General features: G+C 49.6%; 14 protein-coding genes. 8 read left to right on the top strand and 6 right to left on the bottom strand.

Annotation, left to right across the window (positions count from 1 at the left end; genetic code table 11):
- Positions 1-147: 147 nt before the first annotated feature.
- Positions 148-1,764 carry a methyl-accepting chemotaxis protein gene (locus DFR42_RS29840; RefSeq protein ID WP_110253835.1) on the top strand — a complete coding sequence of 539 codons (1,617 nt, stop codon included), beginning with the start codon at positions 148-150 and terminating at the stop codon, positions 1,762-1,764.
- A gap of 42 nt (positions 1,765-1,806) precedes the next feature.
- Here DFR42_RS29840 and DFR42_RS05145 read toward each other — a convergent pair whose 3' ends face one another.
- Genes DFR42_RS05145 through wrbA form a run of 3 tightly spaced genes read right to left on the bottom strand, consistent with a single transcriptional unit; the run spans position 1,807 to position 4,248 of the window.
- Complete coding sequence (locus DFR42_RS05145; RefSeq protein ID WP_245936828.1) at positions 1,807-3,264, bottom strand: FAD-binding oxidoreductase; 1,458 nt, start codon at positions 3,262-3,264, stop codon at positions 1,807-1,809.
- A complete protein-coding gene (locus tag DFR42_RS05140) occupies positions 3,239-3,640 on the bottom strand; it encodes a DUF2069 domain-containing protein (protein WP_110253834.1) in 402 nt (133 codons plus the stop codon). The genes DFR42_RS05145 and DFR42_RS05140 overlap by 26 nt, the downstream gene beginning before the upstream one ends.
- Positions 3,637-4,248, bottom strand: coding sequence for an NAD(P)H:quinone oxidoreductase (gene wrbA, locus DFR42_RS05135; protein ID WP_110253833.1), 612 nt, complete (start codon positions 4,246-4,248; stop codon positions 3,637-3,639). Before wrbA ends, DFR42_RS05140 begins: the two co-directional genes overlap by 4 nt.
- 74 nt (positions 4,249-4,322) lie before the next feature.
- On the opposite strand from wrbA, the gene DFR42_RS05130 reads away from it, so the two are divergent.
- Both DFR42_RS05130 and DFR42_RS05125 read left to right on the top strand, forming a co-directional pair.
- On the top strand, positions 4,323-5,576 hold the full coding sequence (locus DFR42_RS05130) for a YihY family inner membrane protein (RefSeq protein ID WP_110253832.1): 1,254 nt from the start codon (positions 4,323-4,325) through the stop codon (positions 5,574-5,576).
- On the top strand, positions 5,577-6,632 hold the full coding sequence (locus tag DFR42_RS05125) for a GNAT family N-acetyltransferase (protein WP_110253831.1): 1,056 nt from the start codon (positions 5,577-5,579) through the stop codon (positions 6,630-6,632).
- A gap of 21 nt (positions 6,633-6,653) precedes the next feature.
- On the opposite strand, the gene DFR42_RS05120 is transcribed toward DFR42_RS05125, so the two are convergent.
- Both DFR42_RS05120 and DFR42_RS05115 read right to left on the bottom strand, forming a co-directional pair.
- Entirely contained in the window at positions 6,654-8,072 is a 1,419-nt protein-coding gene (locus DFR42_RS05120) for an undecaprenyl-phosphate glucose phosphotransferase (RefSeq protein ID WP_110253830.1), read from the bottom strand.
- 50 nt (positions 8,073-8,122) lie between these two features.
- Positions 8,123-9,049, bottom strand: a complete 927-nt coding sequence (locus DFR42_RS05115; RefSeq protein ID WP_110253829.1) for a glycosyltransferase family 2 protein — start codon at positions 9,047-9,049, stop codon at positions 8,123-8,125.
- A 207-nt stretch (positions 9,050-9,256) separates the two neighbouring features.
- Between DFR42_RS05115 and DFR42_RS05110 the strand changes: the two genes are divergently transcribed.
- From DFR42_RS05110 to DFR42_RS05090, 5 genes are read left to right on the top strand one after another with little or no spacing between them, the layout of a single operon-like run.
- On the top strand, positions 9,257-10,234 hold the full coding sequence (locus DFR42_RS05110; protein ID WP_110253828.1) for a polysaccharide biosynthesis/export family protein: 978 nt from the start codon (positions 9,257-9,259) through the stop codon (positions 10,232-10,234).
- 5 nt (positions 10,235-10,239) lie between these two features.
- Entirely contained in the window at positions 10,240-11,670 is a 1,431-nt protein-coding gene (locus DFR42_RS05105; RefSeq protein WP_110253827.1) for a Wzz/FepE/Etk N-terminal domain-containing protein, read from the top strand.
- Positions 11,657-12,595: a polysaccharide biosynthesis tyrosine autokinase gene (locus DFR42_RS05100; RefSeq protein ID WP_170133415.1), complete on the top strand. Its 939-nt coding sequence runs from the start codon at positions 11,657-11,659 to the stop codon at positions 12,593-12,595. Before DFR42_RS05105 ends, DFR42_RS05100 begins: the two co-directional genes overlap by 14 nt.
- Before the next feature lie 6 nt (positions 12,596-12,601).
- Complete coding sequence (locus tag DFR42_RS05095) at positions 12,602-13,567, top strand: glycosyltransferase family 2 protein (protein ID WP_110253825.1); 966 nt, start codon at positions 12,602-12,604, stop codon at positions 13,565-13,567.
- A 3-nt stretch (positions 13,568-13,570) separates the two neighbouring features.
- Positions 13,571-14,620: an acyltransferase family protein gene (locus tag DFR42_RS05090; protein ID WP_110253824.1), complete on the top strand. Its 1,050-nt coding sequence runs from the start codon at positions 13,571-13,573 to the stop codon at positions 14,618-14,620.
- On the opposite strand, the gene DFR42_RS05085 is transcribed toward DFR42_RS05090, so the two are convergent.
- Positions 14,609-15,928 carry an O-antigen ligase family protein gene (locus DFR42_RS05085; RefSeq protein ID WP_110253823.1) on the bottom strand — a complete coding sequence of 440 codons (1,320 nt, stop codon included), beginning with the start codon at positions 15,926-15,928 and terminating at the stop codon, positions 14,609-14,611. The two genes, DFR42_RS05090 and DFR42_RS05085, sit on opposite strands and share 12 nt — an antisense overlap.
- Positions 15,929-16,017 lie beyond the last annotated feature (89 nt).

The following is a 16,017-nucleotide window of genomic DNA, read 5'->3' as shown; positions in this document are numbered from 1 at the left end:
ACTCATGGCATGTTGAAGCAGGGTTTCTTTCAAGATTTTCGTATTGAAAACAATTAATTGCCTGGCACAGGATAGTAAGTCTTGTTTTATATCCCTGTGCCAAACTAATGTCCACTCTCCGTGCTTTTAGGATGCTCAGGAAAATATATGAATCAATTGTCGCGGTTAAAGATTAGTGCTCGTCTGGCTTTGGGTTTTGGTCTGGTCATTCTGTTTTCCTGTGGTTTACTGGTACTTGGTTTATTCAGGCTAAGTCAGTTACAGGCATCTACAGATTATATTTTCAATACCAAGGTTGCCAGCCTTGATGCTGCTACCGATATGCGTGAGCAGGGTCGTGCTCTGGCCTTGGTATTGCGAAAAATGACAGCACCCAGCGATATGGCTGAGGCAGAACGTGAGACCAAAAAACTGGCCAGGATTCTGGAATCTTATGAGGCTTCAGAAGTGGCAGCAAAAAAACTGATCGATGACAAAGAAGGTAAAGATACGCTACAAAATTCTGTCGATCAAAAACGGCAAGTACTGACGATCGCCAATAAGATCAAAGGTTTGGTTGGTGAGGGCAATTATTTTGATGCAGCTTCGGTATTGCAAACAGATTTTAATGCGCCAAACGAAAAATGGATGCTGGCCCTGAGTGAACTGGCGCAGCAACAGCATAAGGCCATGAAGACTGCCTATGATGAGTCTCTGACGAATTACAAGAATGCCAGAATGGGCATGTTGCTGATTGGGGTTTTGACTATCGTCATAGGCTCACTGGCAGCATGGTTGATTGCCCGTACGATTGCCGGACCGATCAAGCGTTCAGCAATCATCGCCGATCAAATTGCCAATGGTGATTTGAGCAAGCCAGTAGAAGCCAGCGGCACGGATGAAATTGGTGATTTGCTGCATTCACTGAAAATGATGCAGGAAAATCTCTTGAATACGATTTCCAAGATCAAAACAGGTACAGAGACCATCACAGTCGCTTCACAGGAAATCGCATCTGGTAATGCAGATCTTTCCAGCCGTACAGAATCGCAGGCCAGTTCACTGGAAGAAACTGCCAGTTCCATGGAAGAGCTGACCAGCACAGTCAGGCAAAATGCTGACAATGCACGCCAGGCCAATCAACTGGTGGTTTCTGCATCTGGTGTTGCGGTGAAGGGTGGAGCAGTGGTCGGGCAAGTGGTGAATACTATGGGCTCTATCAAGGAGAGTTCACGCAAGATTGTCGATATTATCGGTGTCATCGATGGTATTGCCTTCCAGACCAATATCCTGGCCTTGAATGCAGCGGTAGAAGCTGCCAGGGCAGGCGAGCAGGGCCGTGGCTTTGCGGTGGTGGCAGCGGAGGTGCGTAATCTGGCACAGAGATCGGCCAGCGCCGCCAAGGAAATCAAGTCACTCATCAGTGATTCGGTAGACAAAGTCGATCAGGGTAGTAAGCTGGTGGATGAAGCTGGCAAGACCATGGATGAAATCGTCACCAGTGTCCAGCATGTGGCCGACATCATGAGCGAGATCACCGCGGCCAGTCAGGAACAAAGTTCAGGCATAGAACAAGTGAACCTGGCCATTACGCAAATGGATGAAATGACGCAGCAAAATGCAGCTTTGGTTGAACAGGCAGCGGCAGCCGCAGAAAGCATGGAAGAACAGGCAGTTGAATTGGCGCGTGCAGTGAGTGTCTTCCAATTACCTCAACATATGCAGGCTGTTGAGGTGGATGGCCCGCAAGCACGACGCTATACGCCAAGGCAACTAGCTAACTAAGCTCTGCATTTGTCTCAATGCCATGACTGGCATTGAGGCTATCTACAGGACCTTGCCAGGGTTCATTAAATTCTGTGGGTCCAGCGCCACCTTGATGGCACGCATCATGGATAATTCCAGCTCGGATTTATACAGTTTGATTTCATCCCGCTTCAACATACCCAACCCATGTTCGGCAGAAATTGAGCCTTTGAACTGATGCACATTGTCATGGACTATGCGGTTGATGGCAGTCTGTTGCAGGATGAATTCGGCATCGCTGCTGCCAACTGGCGCTGAGACGTTATAGTGTAAATTGCCATCCCCCATGTGACCAAAACAGACAATCTGGCAGCCTGGAAATGCGGCGCTTAATTCGGCATCTGTTATTTGTATAAAGTGTGGGATTTGCGAAACCGGGATAGAGATATCATGCTTGATATTCTTGCCTTCTTTGGCCTGTGCCTCCGAAATATGTTCGCGCAATTTCCACAGGGATTTGGACTGGCTGATGGACGTCGCGCAGACGGCGTCGGCGGCGTGACCATCATTCATGGCCTGTTCCAGGACTTGCTCCATAAGCGCAATCGCATGGCTTTCTGATTCATGGTCAGACATTTCCACTAATGCATAGTAGGGATAGCTGCGCCCGAATGGATGCTGGAGTTGCGGGAAATGCCTGAGTACCAGTTGCAGGCTGAAGTCAGAAATCAGTTCAAATGCAGTCAGTGTCGGGCCTAGTGCATCCTGGCTATATTTGAGTAAATCCAGCGCAGCGTCTGGACTTTCCAGTGCCGTGAATGCGGTGATTTGTGCGCGTGGCTGTGGAAATAATTTCAACACGGCTGCTGTGATGATGCCCAGTGTGCCTTCGGCACCGATAAACAAGTCACGCAGATCATAACCAGTATTGTCTTTGCGCAGGCCGCGCAAGCCATTCCAGATTTCACCCTGAGCTGTGATCACTTCCAGCCCCAGGCATAATTCCCTGGTATTGCCATAACGCAGTACGGCAGTACCGCCAGCATTTGTCGACAGATTGCCACCTATGGTGCAACTGCCTTCTGATGCCAGAGACAGAGGAAATAATCTTTGCTCTGCACTGGCAGTATCCTGTACCTGTGCCAGCAGGCAGCCAGCTTCTACAGTGATGGTGTTGTTGGCGACATCAATAGCCAGCACCCGGTTCATACGTTTTAGAGAGATGACGACAGCATGGCCTGACTGGTCAGGTACGCTGCCCAGGACCAGGCCAGTATTGCCACCCTGAGGCACACAGGCGATATGATGTGCTGCACACAGTCGCACCAGACTGGCTACTTCATCTGTGGATTGTGGCAGCAATACGGCCAGCGCCTTGCCCACAAAACGTCGACGCCAGTCTGTCAGGTAGGGCTGCTGGTCTGCTGCGTCTGTGATGACGAAATCATTTCCCAGAATATTGATGCAATTGGCGAGAAATTCTGTTCGCATGATGTCGACTTCAGTCATTTCATCACTCTGCTGCTGACTTTGCTGCATTTGCTTTCATCAGTGCTTTCGCTGCTTTTTTCAAAGGGCGCAAATACAAAACGATAGCGATAAAAAATAGTACGGATAATACGACTTCAGCCCAGGCTAGCGCCATGGACAGGGGAAGCCTGTCGCTATATGCCCTGACTATACCTTCAGTAAAATACAGCCAGATCAGCATCGAAGACCATTGCATGGTGTAGTTGTCGCGCTTCAGCACGCCACGCAAGGGGATGAGCAAGGGAAGGGCCTTGAGTATCATCCATGAACCACCGGGACGCAAAGGTGCCAGCAACCATTCCCAGCTAATGCAGAGCAGCAGCAAGGCAATCAGGCTGGCGGAAGCGAGCAGGTAATATTTTTTTTCTGGTGTTGCTGTGCTCATGCTGAAGCCTGCAGTTTTTTGCTGACTTCCGCCAGACGTTTGCCCAGGGCGATTGCCAGCTTGCGGCTGTCTTCTGAAATTGCTTGTGCTCCGTCCTGACCTGCCCAATGTGTCGCGCCATAAGGGCTGCCACCTGTCGATGTTGTCATCAGTTCAGCGTGGCTGTAGGGCAGGCCCAGCATCAGCATGCCATGATGCATAAGAGGCAGCATCATGCTGAGCAAAGTCGATTCCTGGCCGCCATGCATACTGCCTGTGGAAGTAAATACGCAGGCTGGTTTGCCCGTCAGGGTGCCGGATAACCAGTCGGCTGCCGTACCATCCAGAAAATACTTCAGTGCTGCTGCCATGTTACCAAAGCGGGTAGGGGAGCCCATGGCGAGACCGGCGCAGTCTTTGAGGTCGGATAATTCCACATAGGGCGCACCTTCTGCGGGTACATCAGAAGCTGTCGCTTCTGCCACAGTGGAAACGGCAGGCACGGTACGCAGGCGGGCATTGCAACCGGGTACGCTTTCTATGCCCTGGGCAATAAACTCTGCCATTTTTCGGGTATTGCCATGCCGTGAGTAAAATAAAACTAAAATCGTGAGTTCTTGTGTAGTCATGCTTGTATTATAGAAGTCTTTTTTCCTGGTCTCTGGTTAAAATCGAGACATTTATATCTCTAGCTGCAAAAACTATGCGTGGTCTGTCGTGGAAACAAATACTCAATCTCTTCAAATTTGCCCTGCAGCGCCTGCAGGAAGGCCGCTTGCCTCAGGTTGCTGGTAGCCTGACATTTACTACGGTACTGGCCCTGGTACCTATTCTGACCGTGGCTTTTGCCATATTTACGGCTTTCCCGCTATTCAATACCTTCCGCACTTCGCTGGAGGCGTATTTTATTCAAAGTCTGATGCCCAAGGGGATTTCCAATACGATTTTGGGCTATCTGACGCAATTTGCCACCAAGGCTACCCGGGTTTCTGCCATCAGTGGTGTAGCCTTGATGGTGACTGCCATTACTACTATGGCAATGATAGACAAGTCATTCAACCAGATCTGGCAGGTGAAACGCTCTCGTCCGGCCCTGCAGAGGCTGCTGGTGTACTGGGCCATTGTCACTTTGGGGCCTTTGCTGGTGGGTGTTTCCATCTCCAGCACGTCTTATTTGTTTACTGCCACCAGTGGTGTGGTGGGTGCTGTGCCATTCCTGGGTGCGCTATTTTATACCCTGACTTCAATTGCCTTTACAACGGGTGCTTTTACTTTGCTGTATCTGGTAGTGCCAAATCGTTCGGTTGAATGGCGTGACGCTGCCTGGGGTGGTTTGTTTGCTGCGGTGGCATTTGAAATTGCCAAGCGTATATTCGCCAGCTTTGTGATTCAATTTCCGACTTATACCATCGTGTATGGTGCCCTGGCAGCCGTGCCACTGTTCCTGGTCTGGATTTATGTTTCGTGGTTGATTATCCTGATTGGCGCCATCATCGCTGCGGCCTTGCCTGTCGTCAAATTTGAACGCTGGTGGCATGTGCCTACTCCTGGCAGTGCTTTTGAAGATGCCGTCTGTATTTTGCAGATACTGGTTGATGCACGCCTGGCAGACGCTAATGCCGCCGTCAGTGTCAATACCATACGCACTGAAACCAGGCTGGGCATAGATGAAATTGAAGGTTTGCTGGAACGCATGTCAGAAACTGGCTGGGTCGCCAGAGTGAATGTGAATACCACAGCTTCACGCAGCCGCTTCTGGTTGCGAAAAAAAGAAGCTGGTGCTGAGCTGTGGATCATGCTGATCAACCCTGCCAGTTTGCGCTTGTCGGATATTTATCGTTTGTTCGTCTTTGATACAACACGCCAGAGCCAACTATCCAGTCTGGTTGTGCAAAGTATAGAAAATGGTTTACAACAGAACCTGCAGACTTATTTTTATCCGGCGGGGCAAGCTTAAATGAAATTTCGCTTGATCAGGGCTAAAGAACTTGATGCGTCCATCATGGCGCACTGGGCAGACTTGCGCGGTCAAAACGTGGTTTACGATAGTCCTTACTATGCTCCAGCCTTTACGTCCATTATCGCCAGCGCCAGGGAGGACGCCCGTATCCTGCTATGTGAAGATGCTGGCAGCGTAGCGGGTATCTGGCCATTTCATGCATTGAGCAATTCCCGTGCAGTGTCCATAGGCGATTTTCTGGCAGATTATCAGGGGCCGATATGTAAAGCATCCATTGATCTGGACTTTGGAAATGCTCTACGTGCCATGCAATGCCGCTATTTTTCCTATAACCACATGCCTTTGGATTTGGCTAAATTTAGCGAATATGCCTGGGTGCAAAGCCAGTCGCATACTCTTGATCTGACCGGTGGCTTTGAAGCTTATGCACAGCGCCTGACAGAAAAACGCGATGCTACATTATTGAAAAAAGTGGCAACCAACGAGCGCAAACTCAGCAAGAAGTATGGCGATTTGCGTTTTGAATTACAAAGCACCAGCGATGCCGATTTTGCAGCTTTGCTGGCAGGTAAAAGTGATCAGTATCAGCGTACGGTTGGGGCGGAGCATGATATCTTCAAGCGTGACTGGGTAAGGAAAGTCGTCGATGAAATCAGAATAACAGATACGCCTGATTTTGCCGGTATGGTATCTACTCTATATGCTGGGGATACGCTGATTGCAGCACATTTTGGCATGCGTTCAAGCAAGGTCATGCATTACTGGTTTCCCTGGTATCACACCGACTATGCCGAGTATTCACCAGGCCTGGTCTTGCTGGCGCAATGTGCGCGGCATGCTGCGCAAGCAGGCATCAGCTTGATAGACCTGGGCAGGGGAGATCAGGCTTACAAGCTGCGATTTGCTACGGGTGCCCAGCAGCTATGTGAAGGTGCTATCAGTTCTCCCGCCATCTTGAGCCTGGTACAGGCGGGACTTTATCATGGCAAGCAAATGTTGAAGGCATCCAGTCTGGGACAACATTTGCGCAAATTGCGCCAGGCCACAAAATGAGTCTGGCGCGATAAACATCGATCAATAAGCGTTTTTGTCACCAAGTACAACTTTGATGGTGCGCCAGATAATGACGATATCCAGCCAGACAGACCAGTGCTGGATATAGTAAAGATCGTATTCAACACGTTCTTCCATTTTTTCCAGAGTCTCGGTCTCGCCACGCAAACCATTGACTTGCGCCCAGCCAGTAATGCCAGGTTTGATCTTGTGACGGAACATATAGCCGCTGACCAGTTTGCGGTAGAGTTCATTGTGCTCAACAGCATGTGGACGTGGCCCGACCAGGCTCATTTCACCCTTGAGTACATTGAATAACTGGGGCAATTCGTCCAGTGAAGAGCGGCGCAGGAATCGGCCAAATTTGGTGACGCGTGGATCGCCAACAGTGGCCTGTACCACTCGTTCATTTGGATTGCTTTGACGCATGCTGCGGAACTTGTAGACATTGATAGGGCGACCAGCAATCCCATACCTGACCTGTTTGAAAAACACAGCACCGGGAGAGCTCAGTTTGACACCTATTGCCAGTAGCAACAAAATCGGGGAGAGGGCAATCAGGCCAAAGAAAGAACCGAACAAGTCCAGTATGCGCTTAGGCAAAGCAGCCAGGCCTATGAATGGAGTTTCTGTGGATGCCAGGACGGGGCGGCCGGCCAGTTCACGCAATTGTATGCCTGGCATGCCAAAGATCAACGATTCAGGAACGAAATAGGTCGATGCAGTACTATCTTCCAGGATGGCGATGATTTCTGCCAGTTCAGGTGGCTCTTTGGTGTTGAGGCCGATGAAAACGACATCGACATTGACGCGTCCAGTATCTGAATCAACTATCCATTCAGCTGCATCACTCAAGTCACCCAGCCTTTCCAGGTTGCTGGGTGGGCGTGATTCATTCCTGTTGTCAAAGAAACCCACAAAATCTATTGCTGCCAGCGGCGTGTTGCGTAAAGATTCCACCAGGTCGGCACAGGCCGAATTTGACCAGATCAGCACGGCCTTGCGCCTTCTTGTAGGATTGGAGTAGTACAGTACAGCCAGCTTGCGCATGATGAGAGCGGTCAGCATCAGTGTAAAAGGTGTACTGAACAGCCAGATCAGCATGACGGCGCGTGACAGGCGCTCGGTTGATTTGTCGACATAGGCACTCAGCAAAACTACCATGAACACCACAAACCAGCGTGCGGTGATGCTGGGGAAGGCGGCAAAAATATGTTTTTCTTGCATTGTTCCCAATAATTGCTGGCTGGAGAACAGGATGATGCTGGTGAGACAGGCAATCAGCATGCGTACACCAAAAATCTCCGGGTCGGTATGATTGGAGTACAGGACGATGCCAAGCAATGTCAGGTAAGTTGTTATGCCAAATGCGACACCTGTCAGCGCAGCCAATAGCTGTGCTGATTGTGAAGTATTCGAGACGCGTGAGGCATTGACCATGGTTTGGAGACTTTTCGCTTATTTACTCGTAATATCGCTGGTTTGTTGAATTAGTTCTTTTTGCCAAAAAAGAGATTCTTGATTTGTCCTAGCTGCCAGCGATGCAAATGCTGGCGAAATTCCATGTTTTCGTATCTTGGGGCTCGCTTGACGGCCGCACCCAGGTAGCCAGCAATGATGAGCAAGCCACCAATGACAAATGGCTTTTCTCGCATGCGGAAAATGCCAGATGCCAGTGCATACAGGGGGTGATAACCCATGAACCAGATGCCACGACCCCAGCGCAGGCGACCGCGATAGACATTCTTGTCGGACGAACCCATCAGGCGGTGATGCATGAGTATGGCGTCAGGATGCAAAAAGCTTTTGGTCGTCCAGCCTTTCATTCGGGCAGTGTGGACGTCTATGCCATCCCACAAGACTTCTTCCACAAAGCCGCCAATTTCTTCAAATGCCGTCCTGCGGTAGAGTTTGAACTGGCCGGCTACATGTTCATCGATGATGATTTCTTCTATCTTCTGGCCTTCTTCTTCGCGATAAACCTTGCCAGACACTGCTGCCAGTTTTGGTTCAAGAGCAAATTGTTCAAACATGCATTCCAGATACCTGGGCCCAAATGACATATCGCCATCCAGCTTGGCGATGTATTCGTATTCCTGATGTTCAATTTGGGTAATGCCAAATTTAAAGGCTGCGACTACACCGCCACCTACCTTGCGAAAACCACGGTCGGGACGCTTCACCAGCCTGATAAAGGGATATTTGTCTGCATATTCGCGCACAATGTCCGCCGTTCCGTCTTGCGAACCATCATCAACAATGATCCATTCGACTGGTTTGAGGGTTTGCGCAACCATGGAGTCCAGAGTCAGCCTGATCAGGTCTGCTTCATCACGCACTGGCGCAATGATGACCAGAGGCACCACTTTTGTGGATGCGGCTAATGGCTCTGCGGGTGATGGGCTCAGACTGGACATAGTTTATCTTTCTTACTTTTAGTTGAATGTTAACTGAGCTTTGAGTTGCCCACAATTCAATAAAGGTTAATTTTTGTTATTAAAGAGCAATGATATTGTTGCTTGCAAAGCATTGCTGCAGAGTTTTGTTGTCCTGACAAAAATTTGCATCTATTCTTACTATTGCAATATAAAATGAAGTTCTTTCCATGAAATGTCTGAAGTCAGATGACAATTTGGTCCAAATTCTCTGCCCACTCTACAATAACCGCCTGCAAGCTGCTTAGTGCAGTGCTGGTGTATACTTTGGCCGGGCAATTACATGCACAAGAAGTCACGACTATCCCTGTCAATGGCATGAAGCTTGAAGGCCAGCTTTTACAATTGCCTCATGCATCAACAGTACAACAAACAGAAAAAACATTAATTCCAGCTAAAACAACTGGTGATGAGCCTGCAAATGACGCTGCGTCCGATGTGATCGGTGAGGGTGATCAATTACTGGTTACTGTTTTTGGCCAACCTGACCTGACAGCTGACGTCACCATCGGTGAGAGTGGCGTTATCACTTTACCCCTGGTAGGTACGGTAGAAGTCAAGGGCAAAACCGCACTGGAAATTGCCTCCATCTTCGCAAAAAAACTGGAACAGGGGCAGTACATCAAAAATCCCCGGGTTTCCATCAAGGTCATACAACAGCTTAGCAGGACTTTCTCTGTGCTGGGAGAGGTATTGCGACCAGGTCGTTATCCATTGCAGGGACAAATCAGTATTCTGGAAGCCTTGAGCCTGGCTGGCGGCGTTTCGCAAAAGGCAGAGAAAAGCCTGCGTATCTTGCGTCGTGAACCTGGCAAGCCGACTTCTGAGTTGCAAGAATATGCCTCGATCAAACTGGAGCTGGATGCCAGCACGTTGCCGCCAGAACTGGCGCAGAAAATACAGCCCAATGATGTCTTGTTTGTACCACAGCAAAAGAATTTTTATGTCTATGGTGAAGTGCGCCGCCCGGGTATTTATCCAATGGAAGAAGATTTGAATGTCATGCGGGTCTTATCCATAGGTGGTGGGGTGACAGAAAGAGGATCAATAAGGCGTATCATTATTCACCGTAAAACTGAGAGCGGTGAATTGCGCGAAATTTCAGCTGGCATTGCCGACAAGGTGCAGCCAGGTGATGTGGTGTTTATCAACGAAAGAATATTCTGACGCGTATGATAAAAACCTCCCCCAGTGAATTGGTCTTATCCTTCGCACAAATTGGCGCCATGCTGCGCGCCCGCCAGGTGCTGATTGCCGTAGTCATGATCGTGGCAGTCACCGGAGCTGCCGTCGCCAGCTTGATTTTGCCAAAGACCTATGTCGCAGTTGCTGATATTTTTATTGACTATCGTGTCAATGACCCCATTGGCGGCAGGCAGTTTCACCCCATGCAGGATGAAAGCTATCTGCAGACCCAGTTTGACGTCATCAAAAGCGTGCAGGTGGCTGAGCGTGTGATACAGGCATTGGGCTTGCAAGCTACGCCTGAGGCCAAGCGCTTTGTCCAAAAATATGGCGAACAGCGTGGTTTGCGTGCCCTGGCAGAGACTATCGTCAGGAATACCGATGTGGCGCCGCATAAAAATAGCCGCGTCATAGAAATCCAGTATTCATCTGGTGACCCCAAGCATGCCAAGGATGTGGCAAACGCCGTCGTCAAGGCTTATATAGACTTGTCACTGGAAATGATGAATGCGCCTGCCCGTGCGCGCCGTGATCAATATAATGCGCAACTTGAATCCATGAGCAGGCAGATAGATGAGTTGCAGAAAAAACTGACTGCTTATCAGCAACAGCACCAGATCGTTGATGTTGATGAAAGAGCAGATATCGAATCCAAGCAAATGAATGCCTTGAGTGTGCGCCTGATCGATGTGCAACTGCAAAAAGTGGAAGCGCAAGCCAAGCGTCAGTCGCTGGAGAAACTGGTGAGGGAAGGCAGCCCTGAATCGGACATACCTGAGATTGCTGGCATAGGGCATATATCCGGCTTGAAAGCCGCCTTGATTTCGCTGGATACCCAATTGGCCAATGCCAAAATCACTTTGGGTGTACGGCACCCCAAATATATGGCGATCAATGATGAACGTCAGGCCCTGCTGGACAAATTAAAAAGAGAGTCTGCTACTGCATTCGACATGCTGGGTGCCGCAGAGGGGCGCTTGACTCAGCAGGAAAAAGTCATAGAAACAGAAATCGCCAGTTACCAGAAAAAGACTTTTGAAAACAAGATACACAGGGACGTGATCAGCTCTTATCAACGTCAGCTTGATAGCGTGCAAAAAATCTACAATGCCGCGATTCAAAAATTTGATGAATTGCTGATGACCAGTAATGTCGCGATCTCGAATGCCTCGGTCATGCAATGGGCCGAACTGCCCGAGAAACATGCGAAGCCTTTGTTGCGCAATAACCTGGTATTTGGTTTGCTGGCTGGCGTCGTATTCGGTTTTGGTCTGGCTTTCTTGTTGGAGCTGATCAACCGCCGCGTACGCTGCCTGGAAGATCTGGAACGTGAATTTGATGAACCTGTGATGGCTAAAATTGGATTTGATGAGAAATTGACAGGCAATGGACAGGGTGGCTTACATGCAAGTACCTGAGCCGCGCAATCCGTCCACCTCAAAGATTGGGCGACTCGGTGAGTTGTTCCTGCAAAAAGGTTTGCTCACGCCTGAGCAAATTGATCAAATCGCCCAGCTGCAAAAAGAAAAAAAACTCAGGTTTGGTGATGCTGCCCTGGCGCTTGGTTACCTGAGTCAGACTCAGCTTGACCAGGCTTTGGGAGAGCAATTCGGTTATTCCACCAAGGACCTGATCAATGGCAGTGCCGATAAATCCCTGAAATTTTTCTATTTTCCCTTCAGTAAAGAGGCGGAAGAAATTCGCCGCCTGCGCAGTGAATTGCTCTTGAAATTCAGCGGGCAAGATAAAATCAAGATCACGCTGGTCAGCCCCGCACGCCGTGATGGCAAATCCTACATGGCAGCCAGCCTGGCCATCGCCTTGTCGCAAGTTGGCAAGCGAACCTTGCTGATTGATGCTGATCTGCGCAGCGGCAGTTTGCATGAATATTTTTCGCTGGGTAAGCCAGATGGCTTGTCATCCGTGCTGGCTGGTCGTATCACGGCAAGCGATGCCCTGATACAGCTCATGCCTAACTTGCATTTCCTGCCAGCAGGGCCGCAGCCGCCAAATCCGCTGGAGATTTTACGTGCGCCACGCATGCGCGAGTTGCTGGAATCCTGTTCTGAGCAGTTTGATGCTTTTGTCGTCGATACACATACAGCGACGCTGGCCTCTGATGCACAAATGGTGGCTCATCAGACTGGCAGTGTCTTGCTGGTCGCTAGAAAAGACCATACCTATGTAGATGAGCTGCGCCAGGCCAAGGCCGACATGCAGGCTGCTGGTGTCGAGGTATTGGGTACAATTTTCAATCAATATGAGTCTGCCGGTGCAGCCCGTTTTGCGCCATTTACTTGGGCGATTCGTTTGCTGTCCAGATTGTTCCGGCGAAAAAGCTGAGTTCTCATGGCTGAGTTGAGCATTTGCATTTGTACTTACAAAAGACCAGAATTATTGCGACGCCTGTTGCAAGCCATCCTGACGCAAAGTTTGCATGGTGTGCCAAATGGGCCAGAGATTGAAGTTGTTGTGGTCGACAATGACAGCCTGCAATCGGCTTCGACAGTGCTGGCAGAAATGGCAGTCAGTTTCGATGGAAGACTCAAGGCATTAAATCTGGCAAATTCAAATATTTCCCTGGCCAGGAATGCAGCTATTGCTGCGGCCAGCGGACAATGGATAGTCATGATCGATGACGACGAAGTTCCAATACCAGATTGGCTGGAGCAACTGCTGAAAGTACAAAAGTCTGAACAGGCCGATGTGGTGTTTGCACCTGTATTACCGGAATATTCTGCAACCACACCAGCCTGGATACGCGAAGGCGGTTATTTTGACCGGCGTCGCATGCCTACCGGCACGAAAATAGATCACAAGGATGCCCGCAGTGGCAATGTGTTGATACGCCGCTCTGTTTTACTATCCATTTCCGCGACTCAGACAGGTGGTGAAGGCCCGTTTGACCCGGCTTTTGGTACGACCGGCGGTGAAGATACCATGCTGTTTCGCCGCCTTGATAAGCTGGGCGCCGTCATGGTCTGGTGTGATGAAGCGCCAGCAAATGAATTCATCCCGGCAGACAGGGCAACAGCAAAATGGCTGCTACAAAGGTCTTACCGCACCGGGCAGTTATTCATCCGTACTGAACTGGCGATGCAGGAGGGCGGTAAGAAAATCGCTGCCGCCTTGATGCTTGGTGCGCGTGCTTGCCTGCAGTTTTTCCTGGCCCTTCTATTTGCATTGTTGCTTTTGCCGCTTAAATACTTGCGCAGTTTTAGCTGGCTCAGGGTCGCTGCATCACAATTGGGCAAACTCAGTTATTTCTGGGGTAGCGCCAGTCATGCCTATGGCAAGCAGCCAGCAAAGAAATAATCCATGACAACCCATCAATCACAACGCTTGCAGGCTCTGGATGGCTTGCGCGCTGTCTCCATCGCTTTTGTTTTCATGTCGCACATAGGATTTGGTCATTTGTTTCCTGGTGGCCTGGGTGTGACCATTTTCTTTTTTATCAGCGGTTTCATTATTAGTAAATTGATGCTGGCCGAGTGGGATGCCACTGGCAGCGTGAGCATACGTAATTTCTATGTGCGCAGGATATTCAGACTGACCCCCGCTTTGCTGGTATTTGTATTTATCTCGCTGGTGTTGATGTCAGTGGCGGGGGATGGCTGGAAGTGGGAAGAAGTTGCCTCGGTCTTTTTTTATTTTGCGAATTACTATGGCATTTACTCCAGCTTCAGTGGCGATCTGATCAAGCAGCCTCTGGCAATTACCTGGTCACTGGCGGTGGAAGAGCATTTTTATTTTATCTTCCCTTTTCTTTTCATGGGTTTTGTCAGCCTGCCTAAAAAGTTTTTGGGTTTGATAACGACAATTCTGCTGGCGATGTTAGCCTGGCGCGTGTACCTCGTGCTGGCTATGGGGCTGGATAATTTACCGCATTACAGGATTTACACCGCAACCGATACCCGTGCTGATTCCATTCTGTATGGGGTCGCCTTGTCACTGGTATTTGCTCGCTATCCTGAGCTTGCCCGGCAATTGTCACGCTGGCGTGTCTTCTTCCTGGGGGCATTCCTGTTGTTGCTGACGCTGGCAATACGCAATGAAGAATTCAGAGAGTCATTGCGTTATTCCTTGCAGGGTATCGCTCTGTTTTGCATGTTCCCGACCCTGGTCTATAGCAAAAACAGGATGAGCAGTCTTCTGCAATTGCCGCTTGTTGTCTATGTGGGGCGCATCAGTTATTCCCTGTATCTGTATCACTGGCTGGTAACGCACAGCGTTGCACATTTTCTACCTGAGCTGGCAACCTTGCCCAGAATTGTGCTGATCACGCTATTGTCTTTGCTGTCAGCCCATCTCTCATATCGTTATATTGAGCAGACTTTCCAGAACCTGGGGCGCAAGCTAATGCTGTGAAGTCTGCTGTGCCATTTTCAGACGGCGGGAAGATGAACTGACCGCAATCAGGCTGAAGATAAAGAAAACATTCTGGAAAACGAAGCCGCGAAACAGGCTGCTCTCTGTGAAATTGGTAATCACGACAACAGCCAGCATGGCTGACCAGAATGCTGCCTGCTGCCTGTCCAGGTGGGACAAGGTAATCAACATTTTTGCCTGCATCAACAAAGTGAGTACGACCAGTATCAGCCCGACCAGGCCTTGTTCATTCAAAATATCCAGATACCCGTTGTGAGACTGCAAAGGTATCCAGTGCAGGGCATCAATGACAAATTGTGAGAGGCTGTCAGGTCCCAGCCAGAATGCGCCGTATCCCAGGCCGAATAAATAGTGTTTGTTGATTTCCATCTCTACCAGTTGCCAGACATCGGTACGACCAGTCAGGTCTGTGCCTTTGCCAAACAAGCCAGCGATAGGGGAGGCTGCTTCTTGCCAGGTAGGCAAGCGCGACTCTTGCATGAAGAAGATATAGATGGCGACAGTGAGCAGGCAAATGATGACGAGGCTGGCGCGCGTCAATGAATAAGAGGATGAAATATGCCGCTTGCGTAGCAGATGAAAAACGCCAGAGGTCAGCAAGGTGATGATCATACTGGTTGAGCTCTTGCTCATGACCAGCATAAAGAAGGAAAACAATATCCCCAGTACCAGGCTTCTTATACCCACCGTTTCTATGCAAGCCTTGATTTGCCATAATAAGATACTGAGAGCAGCTACCTGGCCCAGCTCATTTTTTTGCGATAGCGCCCCGCGCCAGGCGCCGCCCAGGTCGTAATCTATACCTATGCTGGGGACAGCGACTGCCATGAAAAAGGACAGTATCAGCATGCCCGTCAGGGTATACAAGACATAATTCACCATCATTTTCAGCGGTTGCTCAGCCAGTTGTATGCTGAAACCTATCATGACCAGGCCATAGAGTTGTATGGCGCGTTTGAAGGTAGTTGCTGGCAAGGGTGACCAGATGCTGGATGCCAGGCACCAGATCAGCACGAAAGCAAGAAAGGGGTTCATCGCCCGCAGATCCTGCAAGGCTTCAGGTATGTGGCGGTACAGGATAAATGAGGCTAAAAGGAACAGGCCGCCCCATTGCAATTTCGTGGTCAATGAGCCTTCCATGGTCAGTGCAGACGAGCCTGTGTAATCCCAGGAAATGCCGTAAGGTAACAGGGAAAAAACAACGAACAGAATGATCATCAGTTTGACGATTCTGGTTTCCAGCAAGTTCAGGCTGGTATTGCCGGGCAGTACGGGCAAATTTTGCATTTCTCAATACTAATGTCATGTGTTTGTGCGATATTCTAATGGCTACCTTGTCTGTTGCGACCCAAACTATGAAGTATTTTCAATTGCCA

Origin of the sequence: Undibacterium pigrum, assembly GCF_003201815.1 — a bacterium.
GTDB classification, from domain to species: domain Bacteria; phylum Pseudomonadota; class Gammaproteobacteria; order Burkholderiales; family Burkholderiaceae_D; genus Undibacterium; species Undibacterium pigrum.
The sequence above is the reverse complement of the archived record's forward strand: the minus strand, read 5'-3'. Positions and strand labels throughout refer to the sequence as shown.

Coding starts and splice junctions, on each gene's coding strand:
- DFR42_RS05105 (WP_110253827.1), top strand. CDS start 10,240: ATGATAAAAACCTCCCCCAGTGAATTGGTCTTATCCTTCGCACAAATT.
- DFR42_RS05095 (WP_110253825.1), top strand. CDS start 12,602: ATGGCTGAGTTGAGCATTTGCATTTGTACTTACAAAAGACCAGAATTA.
- DFR42_RS05115 (WP_110253829.1), bottom strand. CDS start 9,049: ATGTCCAGTCTGAGCCCATCACCCGCAGAGCCATTAGCCGCATCCACA.
- DFR42_RS05110 (WP_110253828.1), top strand. CDS start 9,257: ATGACAATTTGGTCCAAATTCTCTGCCCACTCTACAATAACCGCCTGC.
- DFR42_RS05100 (WP_170133415.1), top strand. CDS start 11,657: ATGCAAGTACCTGAGCCGCGCAATCCGTCCACCTCAAAGATTGGGCGA.
- DFR42_RS05090 (WP_110253824.1), top strand. CDS start 13,571: ATGACAACCCATCAATCACAACGCTTGCAGGCTCTGGATGGCTTGCGC.
- DFR42_RS05085 (WP_110253823.1), bottom strand. CDS start 15,928: ATGCAAAATTTGCCCGTACTGCCCGGCAATACCAGCCTGAACTTGCTG.
- DFR42_RS29840 (WP_110253835.1), top strand. CDS start 148: ATGAATCAATTGTCGCGGTTAAAGATTAGTGCTCGTCTGGCTTTGGGT.
- DFR42_RS05145 (WP_245936828.1), bottom strand. CDS start 3,264: ATGCAGCAAAGTCAGCAGCAGAGTGATGAAATGACTGAAGTCGACATC.
- DFR42_RS05140 (WP_110253834.1), bottom strand. CDS start 3,640: ATGAGCACAGCAACACCAGAAAAAAAATATTACCTGCTCGCTTCCGCC.
- DFR42_RS05130 (WP_110253832.1), top strand. CDS start 4,323: ATGCGTGGTCTGTCGTGGAAACAAATACTCAATCTCTTCAAATTTGCC.
- wrbA (WP_110253833.1), bottom strand. CDS start 4,248: ATGACTACACAAGAACTCACGATTTTAGTTTTATTTTACTCACGGCAT.
- DFR42_RS05125 (WP_110253831.1), top strand. CDS start 5,577: ATGAAATTTCGCTTGATCAGGGCTAAAGAACTTGATGCGTCCATCATG.
- DFR42_RS05120 (WP_110253830.1), bottom strand. CDS start 8,072: ATGGTCAATGCCTCACGCGTCTCGAATACTTCACAATCAGCACAGCTA.